The sequence below is a fragment of the Indolivaga macrotermitis genome (assembly GCF_900128985.1).
GTDB classification, from domain to species: domain Bacteria; phylum Bacteroidota; class Bacteroidia; order Bacteroidales; family Dysgonomonadaceae; genus Dysgonomonas_A; species Dysgonomonas_A macrotermitis.
The window spans coordinates 116,681-133,771 of sequence record NZ_FQUC01000009.1 but is presented as its reverse complement, the minus strand read 5'-3'; the positions used below and the strand labels follow the sequence as shown (position 1 = coordinate 133,771).

The following is a 17,091-nucleotide window of genomic DNA, read 5'->3' as shown; positions in this document are numbered from 1 at the left end:
CTAAAGGGAGGAACAGTTATGGCAGAAAAGACAAGATATACAGACGAAGAGTTAGATGAATTTCGCGATTTGATTCTACAAAAATTAGACAAGGCGAAAGAAGAGTACGAAGGACTTAAAGCATCAATTACAAACTCTGATGGAAATGATGTAACAGATACATCTCCAACATTTAAGGTTTTGGAAGAAGGAGCTGCTACATTATCGAAAGAAGAAGCAGGACGATTGGCTCAACGTCAAATGAAGTTTATACAAAACCTTCAGGCAGCATTGATCCGTATCGAAAATAAAACATATGGTATTTGCCGCGAAACCGGTAAACTCATACCAAAAGAACGTTTACGTGCTGTGCCTCATGCAACATTGAGCATCGAAGCAAAGAACGGAGGTTCGAAATAATTTATTTCAACTAACAGAGTTGAGAATTAGCATTAAAAATCTCAAATCAGAGGGAGAAATAGTAAGATTACAATAGTTTTACTATTTTTTCTTCTGAAATTTATTACGAATATATTCTTATGCGAAATTTCCCAAAGGGAGCAACAGCTATTATTGTTGTTCTGCTTATTATTGTTATTGATCAGATTATCAAAATTTGGGTAAAAACCAACATGGCACTTTATGAATCCATCGAGATTGCAAGTTGGTTTAAAATTTATTTCGTAGAAAATAACGGAATGGCATTCGGCATCGAAGTCATTGGTAAGCTATTTTTATCCCTGTTTCGAATCGTTGCCGTAGGATTTATAGGATATTATTTATATCTGCTCGTTAAAAAGAATTTCACTCATGGTTACATTGCCTCTATTGCTCTTATTTTAGCCGGAGCTATCGGGAATATAATTGATAGTGTATTCTATGGTGAGATCTTCACTGCCAGCTATCCGGGGCATGTTGCAAGTATGGTTCCTTTCGGTAACGGATATTCCAGTTGGTTGCACGGAAAAGTTGTAGACATGTTCTACTTTCCCCTTATAGAAGGTACTTTCCCGCAATGGTTACCCATATGGGGAGGTGAAGACTTCTTGTTTTTCCGCCCTATATTTAATTTTGCGGATTCAGCTATTACCATCGGTATTGCATTACTGTTGATATTTTATCGAAAAACATTAACCGAAACAATGCAAAAACCTAATGAATAAATTACGGTTTCTATATTTGATTTTGTCCCTATTCCTAGCTATGTGTTTCATTACATGTGGTAAAGGAAATAAGAAACTATCTAGAGATAAAATGGAGGATATATTGTATGACATGCAGTTAGTTGATGCAATATATCAGAATAAGTATGACGATTTTAAAGATGCTGAAAATAAGAAAGCTTTATTGGATGGGGTTTTTCTTAAACATGGAATAACCCAAGCCGACTTAGACTCTTCATTAGTATGGTATGCCGATCACCCGGAAGAATTCTTAAGAATATCCGATTCTGTATCAGCACGTCTGAAGCGCGAGTCTTTAGTCCTCGAAAAAAATATACCGGCAATTAAAGCCAATAAAATTAATGGCTCACTTCTACCCTATTATACATACCTGACTGAGGCTAATCCTTATTTAAGTTTCGATATCGATTCTATCAAAGCTAAAGATTATACCAATATGGAAATCAGCCTAAAAAGCTTGGGGATATCAGACAATGCTTCAGCAGAACTTACTGTCCGTTTCGAATATACGGATACTGTTGTTATAAAACGCCAGACTTTTCAAGATAAAATCACACCTAAAATATTAAACCCAAATATATCTTCATCCATAAAAGATATCAGTGGATATATACATATAAATACTTCACAGATGGACTATAAGATATTATTATACGATATAGAACTGAAAGGCACAGAAGAGTTGAAAAAAGATGTAGCCAGGCCGGATTCTACTCAAATTAGAAAATAAGACCTATATATAACTAATAAGAATAAAGAGGAAAATTAATCGATAATTTTCCTCTTTATTCTTATTATATCGCTTGATCAGACAAGTGTTTATTTATCAAATCTATAATATCCTGTAACGGTCCTTCCCTGCCCTCTTCCACGGCTTTCCGAACTGAGCTGAATGGAAATGTTTGAAACTTAGGAGACTCTGAGATGCACGCAAAATCAGTTCCGTATTCATCACTTACGATTGTCCATATAGTTTTGAATCTAACATTCAAGCAATGTCCGAATGCGGCACCTATTGCATTAACGAATTCCTCCTCTGAGACATGTTTAAACCACGATTTTTTATGTAGCCAATAGTTTATCAATGTATCTAAATCATAAGCAGTATAAGATGACAGGTCTTTTGATGCATCCAGTTGTTTCAGTAGGATTTCGGCATCCACCAAACTATATGCAATAAACTCTCTATTATTATCACTCAGATTTATAAAGTCCTGTTCGACCTTCGATACAACCTTAGTTTTATATTCTACAGTCCTACCATTAATTTCAAATGACTTATGTTCGAAATCGTTCGCTTCCATACTTTATTATTTTAGTATATTTTGGTTAGCTTTTAAGTCAGAAAAAATTATTAATCAAGTATTGTCCCAAAAATTACTCCTGCAATAGATAAATAAATCATCAATCCTGTAACATCCACTATTGTAGCCACAAACGGTGCTGATGATGTTGCAGGGTCGGCACCTAACCGCTTCAGTATAAAAGGTAACATAGAGCCAATCAATGAACCCCAAAGTACTATACCGACTAATGATAGAGATACAGTAGATGCCACTAGTATCCAATGGTCTCCATATAGATTAGGGAAGATGAAATGCCAGATATAAATACGTGTAAAACCAATAATACCCAAAATAATACCCAGACTTAAACCGGAAACTATTTCCCGTCTGAAAACTCTCCACCAATGAGACAGACGGACATCTCCTACTGCCATTGCTTGAATTATCAGAGTAGAAGCCTGTGAGCCGCTATTTCCTCCACTCGAGATCATTAAAGGTAAGAACATTGCTAACACAATCACCTTTGCTAATTGGTCTTCGTAATACTGCATAACTGATGCAGTTAGTAATTCACCTATAAAAAGAACAATTAGCCACCCTGCCCGTTTCCAAACAAGTTTGTGGATAGGAACATCCAGATAGGGTTCGTCCAGAGTACCACTACCCCCAAAGCGCTGCATATCTTCGGAATATTCTTCGTCTGCAATCCACAAGACATCATCTATTGTAACAATACCGAGTAATACCCCTTCTGAATTAACAACAGGTAATGCCACTCTATTGTTCATCTTGAATATCTTTATGGCTTCTTCCTGTGGATCTTCTGCTTTTAATGAAATAAGCCGGTTATCCATTAGATCTGAAATACGGGTTTGCGGATCAACGATCAATAAATCCCGAATACGTAAATCGTCGAGTAAAACTCCTGTGTCATCCAATATATAAATAACATCAATTGTTTCGGAGTTTTTTCCATTCTTCCGGATAGTATCCAGAGTCTCTTGTACAGTTATATTCCTATTTATAGCCAAATAGTCAGGTGTCATTAACCGTCCGACACTATCTTCCGGATAAGATAATAAAGCCGCAACCTCCAGTTTATCTTCCGGAGACAACATTGCCATTAATTCCTGAATCAGGTTTTCATCCTTTAGTTCGCCTAATAAAGATGTCTGATCATCTGGGGGTAGAATAGACAAAAGTTCTTTTGTCTTTAGCTTAGGTAATTTTTTTATGACTCGTTCCTGAGTTGGAACATCCAGAATTCTAAAGACATTAACTGCTCTGTTTGCGCTCATCGTCTCGATGATTAAAGGAGCATAGTCAGGTAATTCGTCAATTAGATCTTCTATAGCCGAAATATCAAGGCTATCTAAGTAAACTCTCAGTTTCTTTTTATCTCCGACTTTAATCAGAGACTGGGTTTGATGAACAATGTTTTTCAGTTCTTTTTTCATACTGAGCCCATTTTAATCCGTAAATACTAGAATATCCCTTTTTCTCAAAAGAAATATTCGCGAATACATTCTCTTTTATTCTAGATAAAGCATTTAAAATATATCAATAAATGCTTTATTATTTTTTCATAAGCCTCATATAACAAATACGGCAAAGCGGTTTATATTCTTGTAATTCGCCTAACATAACCTGCTTGTCATTATTAGAAACAAGCCGAAACGAATAATTAGCTAACCGTCCACATTCGACACAAATTGCATGAACTTTCTTAACATCATCTGCTATAGCACAAAGCCCCGGCATTGGGCCAAAAGGATTTCTTTTAAAATCCATATCAAGTCCTGCAACTATGACTCTTAATCCCTGATCCGCCAGCTGTTGGCAAACATCAACTAATCCCTGATCAAAAAACTGAGCTTCATCTATCCCTACTACTTCAATATTTGACGCTAATAACAAAATATTACTCGAGTGTTCAACCACAGTGGAAGGTATAGAATTTTTATCATGCGAGATTATTTCAACCTCCGAATAACGCGTATCTATTGCCGGTTTAAATATTTCGATCTCTTGCTTAGCTATTTTAGCTCGTTTAAGACGCCTGAGTAATTCTTCCGTTTTACCTGAAAACATAGATCCACAGATAACCTCTATACTACCTCTCCGAGGTGTTTCATGCAATGTATTTTCAGTATAAATCATTTTATATAATAGGTAAGAAATTAAGTATTATTACTCGACACTTTTTCAGCGCTGCAAAGATAGATGATATATAAAAGAAATAAAAATCATTTCTTATAAATATAAAATCCGCTTTCCGCTTTTTCTTTTTAAGAAAACATGCCTAATTTGTTTATTGGGAATCTGCAGTTCTCAAATTCACAAGTAAAATAACAAAAGCGGATTTGAAAAGTTCAAACCCGCTTTAATTGTACTTATTATTTGTTCTTATTTCAATTTAGCCAAAGCTTCCTTTACTCGTTTTAAAGCTTCTATTAGTAGATCATCTGCCGTAGCATATGAAAAACGAATACAATTGGGGGCACCAAAAGCTTGTCCACCAACACAAGCAACATGACCTTCTTCCAATAAGAATATGGCGAGGTCTCCAGATGTTTCGATAGTCTTACCATTGAAAGATTTACCCAAATAGAATGAGCAATCAGGAAAAACATAAAATGCCCCATCCGGCTTTTCGAGTTTAAAACCTTCTATTTCCGATGTCAGTTTATAAACTAAATTCCGACGACGCTCAAAAGCTTTACGCATAGTTTCCACACACGACTGGTCTCCAATATAGGCAGCCTCTGCAGCTTTCTGAGTTATAGATGATGGTCCGGATGTGGACTGCCCTTGCAGTTTGTTACAGGCAGAAGCGATCCATTTAGGAGCAGCAATCCATCCTAGACGCCAACCGGTCATAGCATATCCTTTAGACACCCCATTTATAATAACTACACGCTCACGTATGTTTTCGAATTGGGCAATACTTTCATGTTTCCCTATATAGTTTATGTGCTCATAAATCTCGTCAGCTAACACTATAATATTTGGATATTTAGCTAATACATCAGCCAAGGCTTTCAATTCTTCTTTAGAATATACGCTCCCTGTAGGATTGGATGGCGAACAAAGAATAATTGCTCTTGTTTTTGGTGTAATAGCTGCTTCTAATTGAGCCGGTGTAATTTTAAAATTCTGATTTATTCCTGCAGAAATTACAACACTTTTACCCTCTGCCAGTTTTACCATTTCTACATAACTTACCCAATAAGGTGCTGGAATAATAACTTCATCACCCTGATTAACAACACTCAATAACACATTGTAAACAGACTGTTTAGCTCCATTAGAACATACAATCTGATCGGGCTCAAATGAAAGGTTATTTTCGGTCAATAACTTTGAGCAAATAGCTTTTCGTAAAGATAGATATCCTGTAACGGGCGAATAGAAAGAAAAATTTCCGTCTATTGCATCTTTTGCAGCCTGTTTTATATGATCAGGTGTATAGAAGTCGGGTTCCCCCACACTCAAATTTATAACATCAATACCCTGAGCTTTCAATTCAGAGCTCTTTTGCGACATTACTAATGTCTCGGATGCCGATAAATTGGCAATACGATCTGCTACTTGTGCCATTTCAGAAAATTGTCTTTTTAATATATTATGATACTAAGTTTAATCTTTACTTATGAAAACATCAATCGATGTTATGTAATGTATGTCCCATTCTATCTTTTTTAGTTTTCATATAGAATGAGTTATATTTATTCGGTTCAATCTCGATAGGGACATTCTCGACAACCTGAAGACCGAATGACTCTAATCCTACTCGTTTGACAGGATTATTTGACATCAAACGCATTTTGGTTATATTCAGATCCCTGAGAATTGCAGCGCCAACACCATAATCTCTCTCATCTGCATTGTATCCTAAATGCAAATTGGCATCTACAGTATCTAATCCTTCCTCCTGTAATTTATAGGCTTGTATTTTAGCCATTAGTCCAATACCGCGTCCTTCCTGATTTAAATATACGATTGCACCTTTTCCTTCCTTTTGAATCATTTCCATTGCTTTGTGCAGTTGTTCACCACACTCGCAACGTCTCGACCCGAATATATCTCCGGTCATACATGACGAGTGCACACGAACCAAAATAGGTTCATCTTTTTCCCATGTACCTTTTATCAAGGCGATATGTTCTAATCCGTTCGATTTTTGTCTGAAAGGGATCAGATGGAAGTCACCATATTCTGTCGGCATTTTCACTTCTTCGCCTATTTCTACTAAAGATTCACGTTCCAATCTGTATTTAACCAAATCGGCAACTGATACTATTTTAAGATTATGCTCTTTCGCAAACTCTACTAACTCTGGTAGACGAGCCATTTCTCCATCTTCTTTCTTGATTTCGATTAGGACACCTGCCGGTGCTAGACCTGCCAATTTTGCCAAGTCTACAGCAGCCTCTGTGTGTCCTATTCTACTTAAAACGCCTTTATCTCTGGCCCTTAAGGGAAAAACATGACCAGGTCGTCCCAGATCTTCGGACAGAGTATCCTTGTTTGCTAATGCCAAGATAGTTTTAGCCCTATCGTGTGAAGATATACCTGTAGTACAACCATGTCCGAGCAAATCGACAGAAACTGTAAATGGCGTAGCATGAACAGAGGTGTTTGATGTAACCATCATTGGAAGATCCAACTCGTCACAACGTTCGTTAGTCAAAGGTACACATAGTAGACCTTTGGCATATGTTTCCATAAAATTAACTTTTTCCGGAGTAATTGCTTCTGCTGCAATTATCAGATCTCCCTCATTTTCACGATCTTCATCATCTACAACTACGACAAAATTGCCATTTCTAATCTCTTCGATTGCTTCTTCAATCGTATTTAATTTTATAACTGACATAATATTTAAATATTTAGAACAGCTTTTTGCCCGGATTCACTGTCTCCAAGCATTTTTGCCATCTTATTTCTATAATAAAGATACAAAACAAAATAAAAGAATACCCCTATTGTAAAGGTAAAGACCATCTCTTTTATACTTATCTCCGATTCCTGTTTAGCTCTTTTATAAAATTCATATCTTTCCAAAAAGAACTGTATAAATAATATGATATAAGCAATCCCACTTATCCATGTAAAGACGGTGAACAATCCCCCCAGAAAACCTCCGGTAAGAGACGATAATACGACTAAAACAATGCAGATAGCAAATGTAATAAGTCCATACCTAACATTGCGGTTATAAGCTATATAAAGTTGCTCCATAGACATTGCTGTCCGGTCTCCGAAAAAGCGTATATAATAATTCCGGTACGCATCTGCATTAAATAGGGCAGAATCATTAATCGCCTTATAGGTTATAAATGCGCCCAGAGGGAAAAGGATAAATGAACTTAACCAAACACCTTGCCAAACCGGCCAAACTCCATCTCTGGCCATTTTATAACCGACATTATCTATAATGTAATAAATAATAAACAATATTACTGAGACCACAACAGGCATACCTAATCCGCCCTTGCGTATAATAGCACCTAACGGAGCTCCGATAAAAAAGAATACAAGACAAGCAAAAGATAATGTAAACTTACGTTGTAATTCGACATTGTGACCTCTTATCTTCTTTTGCAGATCGATCTTTATAAAAGAACGGAACATCATATCATTTTTTCCATTCTCGGAAGCAGATGCAGCACTCGAATAAACACGTTGCTTCTCCTGTGCAGAAAAAGATGTCAGAATCGAATCTAAAGACATTTGCCTGACTTTACTTTTGTCTGACAAAGAGTCAGAAGCCGGAATAATATTACGCGTACTCACATAAGCACGAGTAACCATTATCTTACGGTCAGTAATATTCAAACTATCTACAATTAGCGATAATGAATCGATAGATGATCTTAATTGTGTTATATTTTTTGCCAGCTGGGTACCTTCCATTGCAGACTCATCTATTCTATTAAAATTAGCATCAAACGGAATAATTACCTTTTTCTCTTTGAATATCTCTCTGGTATAGGGTACAAACTGACTCGACGAAGATATATTATCTCTAAATCCGGTTTGTTTCAGGTTCGAAAACTGTTGCCCATAAAATAAGGTCAGCATCAGATAATCTTTATGTGATGACATTTTCATCTTAGCCGAATCACAAACAATTACAGCCATATTGTCAAAACCTTTTGACACATCATAAATCATCACATCACGGAGCATTCCGGTCTCCTTATCTTTTTCTTTTACAAAAAGATTATAATTTTCAATATCCGAATAAAATGTATTTTCTGGAATATCTAATTCCGGCGACTTTTGTTTAATGGAGATCATTAATGTCCGGAATTTTACATTTACTTTAGGAATAACATCATTCTGAAAATAGAATGCCCCAATACTTATAGCAGTTATCAGAATAATTAAGGGGCGCATAGCCCTTAACAAAGAAATGCCGGCTGCTTTTATAGCCGTTAACTCAAAACGTTCTCCCAGATTTCCGAAAGTCATCAAGGATGCCAAAAGTATAGCTAATGGCAATGCCATTGGTACAAGGGTTAAGGCTGCATATAGAAACAATTCGGTCAACACATGAACTTCCAGCCCTTTACCGACCAGATCTTCAACATATTTCCAAAGGAATTGCATCAATATAATAAACAAACTGATGGCAAATGTCATAAAAAACACCGGCACAAAAGATTGTAAAATATATAAATATAAGCGTTTTATACGAAGCATTAATCTTGTTGTATTTTCGCTTGCAAAGTTAACAAAAAAACGTGCTTTACAACAGAAAAGGGATAGTTAATACTATCCCTTCTGATATCGTATATATAAAAAATCTAAATATCAATATCTGTCACGGTTGTAACCACCACCGTTACCGCCTCTGCTTCTGTTGAAACCGCCGCCGTTACCACCGCTTCTACGTTGGCCACCGCCACCGCCTTCAGCTCTTGGACGTGCAACTGATACAGAGATAGTTCTTCCATCGTATTCTGCACCGTTTAATTCGTCGATAGCTTTTTGGCCAGCAGCCTCGTCGTTCATTTCAACAAATCCGTAACCTTTTGAACGGTTAGTGTCTCTGTCCATGATAACCTTAGCAGAAGTAATTTCGCCATACTCTCCGAATAAATCATTTAGGTCAGCATCTGTGATACTATAGCTTAACCCTGCAATAAAAATGTTCATAAAAATGTAATTAAAAAAATAAATAATACTGTGTTTTGCAAAGAATCAAATTTCAGAGAGAAATGAAATAACTTACCAAGGCCTACTTGAAAAATATTTAAATACTGTCTGTAATAATATCTCTATGCACAGCAAATATAGAGAATAAAAAAATACAATTTATATTTATCAAACAAATTAGTATCCACTTGGATATTTTTTAACTAAAAATTGGAACTTCGATGCTTTTATTAACATCAATTTCATGTTCTCTGCTAAACATGCCGATTAACTTTGTAATTATTATTGAATTATATAAATATAAATGAAAATACATAAGACTAATGCTGCGAGATTATTAGATCAATCTAAAATAAACTACTCTCTCATTCCGTATGAAGTGGACGAGTCTGATCTTAGTGCTGTACATGTTGCCGAAGTATTAGATGAACCTATTGAACAAATATTCAAAACCTTAGTTTTACAAGGCGATAAATCGGGATATTTCGTATGCATCATCCCTGGAGCCGAAGAGTTGGATCTAAAAATTGCGGCTAAGGTATCTGATAATAAAAGTTGCCATATGATTCCGATGAAAGATTTGTTAGGCATTACCGGATATATACGCGGAGCATGTTCCCCTATAGGTATGAAGAAAAAATTCCCAACCTACATACATGATACCTGTAATAATTTTGACTTTATATACATTAGTGCAGGACAAAGAGGCCTACAAGTAAAAATAGCTCCGGCAGATCTAGTAAAAATCGCCGGAGCTAAAGTTCAATATCTATTATCGGAATAAGATTACTTATATCTTAATTCTATTCGCTAATTTACCTATAGTTAATCCTTGTACAATAATAGAAAACACGACAACAAAATAAGTTGCAGCAATCAATATAGGCTTCATCCCCCCTTCAGGTATCGATAACGCCAAAGCAATAGACACACCGCCTCGAAGCCCACCCCAAACTAATATCTTTATTGTTCCGCTCGAAAATTTTTCTTTAAAAGGAATAACCAGTGTAGGTATCTTTATCGAAATGTAACGGGAAAATAACACGACTAAAATACAAATACTACCTATTAACCAATATTCATGCAAGTTAGGGATTAAGAGTAATTCGAATCCAATAAACAGGAAGAGTATTGCGTTTAAAACCTCATCTAATAACCCCCAGAAAGCTCCTACATGGTTGACCTGATCATTCTCTTCATTTTCATATCTTTGACGTTTCGACTCTCCTATAATCAATCCGGCAGCTACCATAGTCAATGGTCCGGATATATGCATCGAATGTGCGACAAGAGCACCTCCCATTACAACCGATAGCGTTATTAATACAGATAATTTATAATCGTTGCCCGTTTTCATAGCCCAAGCAGCAATATACCCCAAAATAACACCAACAACAAATCCGCCCAGTGCTTCTTTAATGAACAACCATGATATATGGGAAAAAGACAAATCTATGGCCTGCCCTTGTGCTACATTAAGAATTACAGCAAACACTACTACAGCGACACCATCATTGAATAATGATTCTCCGGCTACTTTTGTTTCCAATGATTTCGAGACTTTAGCCTGTTTCAATATACTTAATACAGCAATAGGATCGGTAGGTGAAATCAAAGCTCCGAACAGTAAACAGTATATCAATGATATTTGTAAATTCAGATTAGCCGGAAGCAGCACATTTAGTAGAAAATATAAGGTAAACCCCACTACGAATGTCGAAATAACAACACTTAGTGTTGAAAAAACCATCACCGGAACTTTCTGTTCTTTCAAATCACTCATGTTAATATGGATGGCACCAGCAAATAGAAGAAAGTTCAGCATACAGCTCATCAGCATTTGCGAAAAGTTAATACTGCCTATCAATACTGAAAAATTTTGGAGAGGCCCCTTCGTTACAAGATTCCCTATAAACACTAAACCAATAGATAATATCATGGCTATAACCATAATACCTATCGTTGCGGGTAGTTTAAGAAAACGTAAATTCAAATAATAAAATATTGTTGCGATTACAATCAATATAGAAAACGAGTAGTATAATTCCATTGTGTTGTTTTACTAAAATCCAAATTCTTTTGTTGCACAAATATATAAAAATCACTTTTCTTTCAAATAAGAAAAAAAATAGGCTATCTAAAAAATTAGATAGCCTACTATATACTTAAGTACATATCATGAGTGATTAACCCAAATATCCCTTTAATAATTTACTTCTGGAATTTTGACGCAATCTCTTGATTGCTTTTTCTTTAATCTGTCTTACACGTTCACGTGTTAATTGAAATTTATCACCAATTTCTTCCAGTGTCATCTCTTGACATCCTATGCCAAAAAACATTTTAATAATATCGCTTTCTCTTTCTGTCAAGGTAGACAATGCCCTTTCAATTTCCTGTTGCAGCGATTCATTTATCAATGATCTGTCTGCTATAGGAGCATCGTCATTTACCAATACATCCAATAAGCTATTATCTTCACCTTCTACAAAGGGAGCATCCATTGAGATATGGCGACCCGATACTTTTAACGAATCAGCAATCTTATCTACAGGTATATCTAATTGTTCGGATAATTCTTCCGCTGAAGGTTTTCTTTCATTCTCTTGTTCGAATTTAGAAAAAGCCTTACTTATTTTATTCAGAGAACCTACCTGATTTAATGGAAGCCTCACTATACGAGACTGTTCGGCCAAAGCCTGCAATATGGATTGACGTATCCACCATACTGCGTAACTGATGAATTTGAAACCTCTGGTTTCGTCAAATTTCTCAGCAGCCTTGATTAGTCCCAAGTTACCTTCATTGATAAGGTCGGGCAAACTTAATCCTTGATTCTGATATTGTTTAGCTACTGACACAACAAAACGTAAGTTTGCACGGGTTAGTTTTTCTAACGCGGCCCTATCGCCTCGCTTAATAGCCTGAGCTAATTCAACCTCTTCTTCTACAGTGATAAGATCCTCCCTACCAATCTCTTGAAGATACTTATCCAAAGATGCACTTTCTCGATTGGTAATCGATTTTGTAATCTTTAACTGTCTCATTTATTTATTAATTGTATAGATATTAATTTTTTCAAACGGGTGTGCAAAGGTAACAAATATTTATCATTTAAACTATTATCTTCGCTAAAAACATATTCCGGTACATTTCGCATTCTCGTAAATATAATAACGTTTAATTCCCTATTTTGATCAGGGAATTAAACGTTACACACTGTTAAATATCCTTAATCTATTTATTCTCCGAGATCTATAGCATAATAACGGGTTCTTCCATTAGGATAAAATCCGGAAATGAACAAACCTTTATCCTGCGATTTACCTACAGATTGTATAATGCTTTCAGCTTCTTCCGAGGAAGATACTGACTGATTATTTATTTTCATTATAATAAATCCCTTTTCAATACCTTCTTTCTTAAAGCGTCCACCATTGTCAACTCCGGCAACTTGTACTCCGTAGCTTACACCGTATTGCTTTTTCTGTTCGGGTGTTAATTCCTTAAATGCTGCTCCGATTATAGCCAGACCATCTGTTTTCTTCACTACAGATGTATTACCTGAACTATTTTTCAGTTCAACAGTGATCTTCTTTTGACTTCCATATCTGTCAATAGTCAAGTCTACTTTATCGCCCGGACGATACCTGTTTACTTGCTCTTGAAGCTCACCGACATTGCGTACTTTTGTATTATTAACAGCAGTGATCACATCCCCTTCGGTAACTCCAGCTTCTTTTGCCGGGCTACGCTCTGCAAAACCTCCAACAAAAGCACCTTCCTTTACTTTAAGGTTTTTAGCCTTTTCGGGGCTAGCTTCTTCAGCTACCGCCACGTCACTAATCATTACTCCTAATACAGCCCTTTGTACTGTGCCATATTCCTTAATGTCAGCCACGACTTTACCAGCGATAGATATCGGTACGGCAAATCCATATCCGGCAAAGTTTCCTGTTTGTGAATAGATGGCTGTATTTATTCCGACTAGCTGTCCATCAGTGTTCACCAATGCTCCTCCACTATTTCCGGGATTGATTGCCGCATCCGTTTGAATGAAAGACTGTATAGTCATATCACCACCTTGTCCCTGACCGATATTACCACGTCCTTTAGCACTAACGATACCGGCTGTTACTGTTGATGTCAGATTAAATGGATTACCTACTGCCAACACCCATTCTCCTACTTTCAGGTTATCAGAATTACCGAATGGTATATAAGGAAACTCTTTTCCTTCTATTTTTAACAACGCAATATCTGTAGTCGGATCAGCTCCCACTAATTTGGCTGTATATTTAGAATTATCATTCATGGTAATCTCGATTTCAGTAGCCTTATCAATAACATGGTTATTAGTAATTATATAACCATCATTAGATATAATAACCCCTGATCCGAAACCTACGCTTGGTTTAGGAGTACCATAACCGAAGTCCTGCCCTCCTCTGTCTCCAAATCCAAAGAAGTACTCAAAAGGATCTATCATTTGCTGACGACCTCTTCTAGATTCTTGTGCCGTAGGTTTAACCGTCGATTTGATGTGAACTACTGCATGTACAGTACTTTCTGCTGCTTTAGTAAAATCCGGATAGCCTTCGCTTGTCAATGATGCCAAATGAACGTTCTCCTGGTTAAACTCTTTTGCATAACTAAACACATCCGATGTGCTGTAATTTGACCTACCATTCAGATAACTGAATGTCCCATATGAAGCACCGACACTTATTAATGCCGCTACAATATAGGTAGATGCATTCTTCCAAAGCTTCTTCATACTTAAATCTGTTTTATTGTTTAATTATTTTTAGTTTTAGTTATTTTCTACGGTCTAAGACCCTGTTAAATCTTTTTTCCAAATTTATATACAAAATTCGTTCACCTGATCACGATAATCTTTATTTTTTAACACTTTTAACCTGTAACAATTTGGCTTAACAGGGTTTAACAACGGAGGTATGAATAGTAAAACAGTCTTAACAAAAAAGGTGACAATTTGGCAGAATAAAAAGAATACCCTTTGCTTCGGATAAAGCAAAGGGTACATTTCGACTCCTTCATTACAAAAGAGTTGCTTTATTGTTTTCTAATTTCAGCACGCTTTATTTTACCACTAATAGTCTTGGGTAATTCTTCCACAAATTCAATAATCCGGGGATATTTATATGGAGCTGTTACCGTTTTTACATGATCCTGAATCTCCTTTATTAATATTTCGCCCGCTTTATTCTTATAATCCGTGGCTAAAACAATTGTAGCCTTAATTATTTGCCCTCTAATTTCGTCAGGTACACCTGTTATAGCACATTCTACGACTGCGGGATGTGTCATCAGAGCACTTTCGACTTCAAATGGCCCGATACGGTATCCCGAGCTCTTTATCACATCATCCATACGGCCGATAAACCAATAATAGCCATCCTCATCGCGCCATGCAACATCACCGGTATGGTAAATATTGTCATGATAAACTTCACTTGTCAACGCCTCATCACGGTAATATCCCATAAATAAACCTGTTGGTTTACCTTTATCTGTACGAATTACGACTTCCCCGGACTCACCGTCTTCGGCCGGCCGGCCTTCCGTTGTAAGTAAATCAATATCGTATGCCGGGTTAGGAACTCCCATGGATCCGGGTTTAGGTTCGAGCCATGGAAATGTTATTACCGTAGGTGTTGTCTCTGTTTGCCCAAAAGCTTCCATCATTTTAATACCTGTCACTTTGTGAAAAGTTTCAAATACTGATGGATTTAATGCCTCGCCTGCCGTTGTACAATACTCTAATGACGACAGGTCGTATTTGGACAAATCTTCGCGAATCATAAACCGATATACGGTTGGAGGCGCACAAAAAGACGTTATCTTATATTTCTGTATCAGATCGAGCACCATAACCGGTGTGAATTTCTCGTGATCAAATGCAACAACCGTTGCTCCAACTATCCATTGCCCATACAATTTACCCCATACTGCTTTTGCCCAACCAGTATCAGATACTGTCAGGTGAACACTATTCTCATTCAGATTATGCCAATATTTAGCGGTAACAATATGACCTAAGGGATAAGTGAAATTATGAATTACCATCTTAGGTTCGCCGGTAGTACCCGAAGTAAAATACAATAACGATATATCGTCATTATTATTAACATGTTCCGGACGCACGAATGGCTGTACCTCTTGTAATCCCTTACGAAAATCTTTCCATCCTGCGGGAACCATTTTACCACAAGCAATCATGTGTTTTATACTTGGAGATTCGGGTAAAGCATCCTCCACGTGTTGATGAATAAATTCATCATCCGTGGCAATTATAGCTTTTATGCCTGCGGCATTGTTGCGGTATATGATGTCTTTTTTTGTCAACAAATGAGTTGCCGGAATTGCTATAGCACCAATCTTATGCAGACCGATAACAGCAAACCAAAATTCGTAACGTCTTTTCAAGATAAGCATTACCATATCTCCCTTACCTAATCCTAATGACTGGAAATAGGATGCCGCCCGGTCGCTCTTTTCCTTAATATCTTTAAATGAAAAATTGATATGCTCTCCTTCATCATTTGCCCAGCAAAGAGCTATCTTGTCCGGATGAGTTTTTGCCCATTCGTCGACAACATCGTAGGCAAAATTAAAATTTTCGGGAATGTTTATATGAAAATTCTCTTTAAAATCTTCGGTTGATGTAAATATTGTCTTGTCTAAAAATCTTTCTAACATCTTTATTCTTTGTTTAAGATAAGGTCGCAGACCTTTTTATTGCTTTTATATCTGTAACAATAAGAGTTGTTTTAAGCTCTGAGATGTAGTATTAAGTATTACCGTTACTTATATACCACTTATAAATCGAATATTAAATAATTACAGCCAAGAATTTGACAGGTTTACCATCTAAAGCTTTCATTCCATGTGGTAAACTCGGATCAAAATATAAGCTATCTCCCTTTTCTAAAATCAAATCCTTCCCATTAATATGTATAAGCAAACGTCCTTTAACTACCAAATTGAATTCCTGACCCGAATGAGAACTTAAATGTATGGGTGTATCATCGCTCTTTGGCTGAACAGTCACAACAAAAATATCGGCTTTACGGTTAGCAAAACCACTAGCTAATGCTTGATACTGATAATCTTCGACACGTTTTATCTCCAACCCTTTTTCTTTACGAGTTAGCGCATAACTATTCATACGGGGTTCCTCGTCAAACATCAGAGTAGTTATATCCACATTGTATTGTGTCGCTATTCTTTTTAATAAGCTAATCGAAAAATCTTTTTTTCCGGCTTCATATTCTATATAATCGGCTAAAGGAATATCACATGAAGCAGCAAATTCTTCTTTCGAAAGTTCCATAGCATCCCGTAAACCTTTCAGACGCAAGCCTATCTGTTTTAATTCTTCATTCATTACATATCTAAATATTAATTAGTAATCGGAACACTCAAAGTTAACAAAAAACTTTTCGTTCCCC

At 36.4% G+C, this 17,091-nt stretch carries 16 protein-coding genes; 4 read left to right on the top strand and 12 right to left on the bottom strand.

Annotated features, from left to right (window positions below; translation table 11 throughout):
* Nucleotides 1-18: 18 nt before the first annotated feature.
* The 3 genes from BUC12_RS12785 to BUC12_RS12775 all read left to right on the top strand — a co-directional run bounded on the left by BUC12_RS12785 (nt 19) and on the right by BUC12_RS12775 (nt 1,893).
* The gene (locus BUC12_RS12785) at nt 19-399 is read left to right on the top strand and encodes a TraR/DksA family transcriptional regulator (RefSeq protein ID WP_062179979.1); all 381 of its coding nucleotides are present in this window, start codon (nt 19-21) and stop codon (nt 397-399) included.
* Between the two features lie 119 nt (nt 400-518).
* The gene (locus BUC12_RS12780; protein ID WP_062179976.1) at nt 519-1,142 is read left to right on the top strand and encodes a lipoprotein signal peptidase; all 624 of its coding nucleotides are present in this window, start codon (nt 519-521) and stop codon (nt 1,140-1,142) included.
* A complete protein-coding gene (locus tag BUC12_RS12775) occupies nt 1,135-1,893 on the top strand; it encodes a DUF4296 domain-containing protein (protein ID WP_062179973.1) in 759 nt (252 codons plus the stop codon). Before BUC12_RS12780 ends, BUC12_RS12775 begins: the two co-directional genes overlap by 8 nt.
* Nucleotides 1,894-1,957: 64 nt before the next feature.
* On the opposite strand, the gene BUC12_RS12770 is transcribed toward BUC12_RS12775, so the two are convergent.
* The 7 genes from BUC12_RS12770 to BUC12_RS12740 form a co-directional block, all read right to left on the bottom strand.
* A complete protein-coding gene (locus BUC12_RS12770; RefSeq protein WP_062179970.1) occupies nt 1,958-2,467 on the bottom strand; it encodes a DUF3806 domain-containing protein in 510 nt (169 codons plus the stop codon).
* A gap of 50 nt (nt 2,468-2,517) precedes the next feature.
* Entirely contained in the window at nt 2,518-3,906 is a 1,389-nt protein-coding gene (gene mgtE, locus BUC12_RS12765; protein ID WP_062179968.1) for a magnesium transporter, read from the bottom strand.
* 118 nt (nt 3,907-4,024) lie between these two features.
* On the bottom strand, nt 4,025-4,609 hold the full coding sequence (locus tag BUC12_RS12760) for a thymidine kinase (protein ID WP_062179965.1): 585 nt from the start codon (nt 4,607-4,609) through the stop codon (nt 4,025-4,027).
* Nucleotides 4,610-4,855: 246 nt separating this feature from the next.
* On the bottom strand, nt 4,856-6,049 hold the full coding sequence (locus BUC12_RS12755) for a pyridoxal phosphate-dependent aminotransferase (RefSeq protein WP_062179962.1): 1,194 nt from the start codon (nt 6,047-6,049) through the stop codon (nt 4,856-4,858).
* A 61-nt stretch (nt 6,050-6,110) separates the two neighbouring features.
* Entirely contained in the window at nt 6,111-7,328 is a 1,218-nt protein-coding gene (locus BUC12_RS12750) for a bifunctional 3,4-dihydroxy-2-butanone-4-phosphate synthase/GTP cyclohydrolase II (protein ID WP_062179960.1), read from the bottom strand.
* 5 nt (nt 7,329-7,333) lie between these two features.
* Entirely contained in the window at nt 7,334-9,100 is a 1,767-nt protein-coding gene (locus tag BUC12_RS12745) for an LptF/LptG family permease (RefSeq protein ID WP_236689387.1), read from the bottom strand.
* A 171-nt stretch (nt 9,101-9,271) separates the two neighbouring features.
* Entirely contained in the window at nt 9,272-9,616 is a 345-nt protein-coding gene (locus BUC12_RS12740; RefSeq protein WP_062179952.1) for an RNA recognition motif domain-containing protein, read from the bottom strand.
* Nucleotides 9,617-9,920: 304 nt separating this feature from the next.
* Between BUC12_RS12740 and ybaK the strand changes: the two genes are divergently transcribed.
* Nucleotides 9,921-10,400 carry a Cys-tRNA(Pro) deacylase gene (ybaK, locus tag BUC12_RS12735; RefSeq protein ID WP_062179949.1) on the top strand — a complete coding sequence of 160 codons (480 nt, stop codon included), beginning with the start codon at nt 9,921-9,923 and terminating at the stop codon, nt 10,398-10,400.
* A gap of 6 nt (nt 10,401-10,406) precedes the next feature.
* Here the strand turns inward: ybaK and BUC12_RS12730 are convergent, their stop codons facing one another.
* The 5 genes from BUC12_RS12730 to BUC12_RS12710 form a co-directional block, all read right to left on the bottom strand.
* Nucleotides 10,407-11,666, bottom strand: a complete 1,260-nt coding sequence (locus tag BUC12_RS12730) for a cation:proton antiporter (protein ID WP_062179946.1) — start codon at nt 11,664-11,666, stop codon at nt 10,407-10,409.
* A 136-nt stretch (nt 11,667-11,802) separates the two neighbouring features.
* Entirely contained in the window at nt 11,803-12,663 is an 861-nt protein-coding gene (locus BUC12_RS12725; RefSeq protein ID WP_026625108.1) for a sigma-70 family RNA polymerase sigma factor, read from the bottom strand.
* Between the two features lie 194 nt (nt 12,664-12,857).
* On the bottom strand, nt 12,858-14,393 hold the full coding sequence (locus BUC12_RS12720; protein ID WP_062179943.1) for a Do family serine endopeptidase: 1,536 nt from the start codon (nt 14,391-14,393) through the stop codon (nt 12,858-12,860).
* Between the two features lie 299 nt (nt 14,394-14,692).
* Nucleotides 14,693-16,339: an AMP-binding protein gene (locus tag BUC12_RS12715; RefSeq protein ID WP_062179941.1), complete on the bottom strand. Its 1,647-nt coding sequence runs from the start codon at nt 16,337-16,339 to the stop codon at nt 14,693-14,695.
* Nucleotides 16,340-16,472: 133 nt separating this feature from the next.
* On the bottom strand, nt 16,473-17,027 hold the full coding sequence (locus tag BUC12_RS12710; RefSeq protein ID WP_062179938.1) for a helix-turn-helix domain-containing protein: 555 nt from the start codon (nt 17,025-17,027) through the stop codon (nt 16,473-16,475).
* Nucleotides 17,028-17,091: the final 64 nt, after the last annotated feature.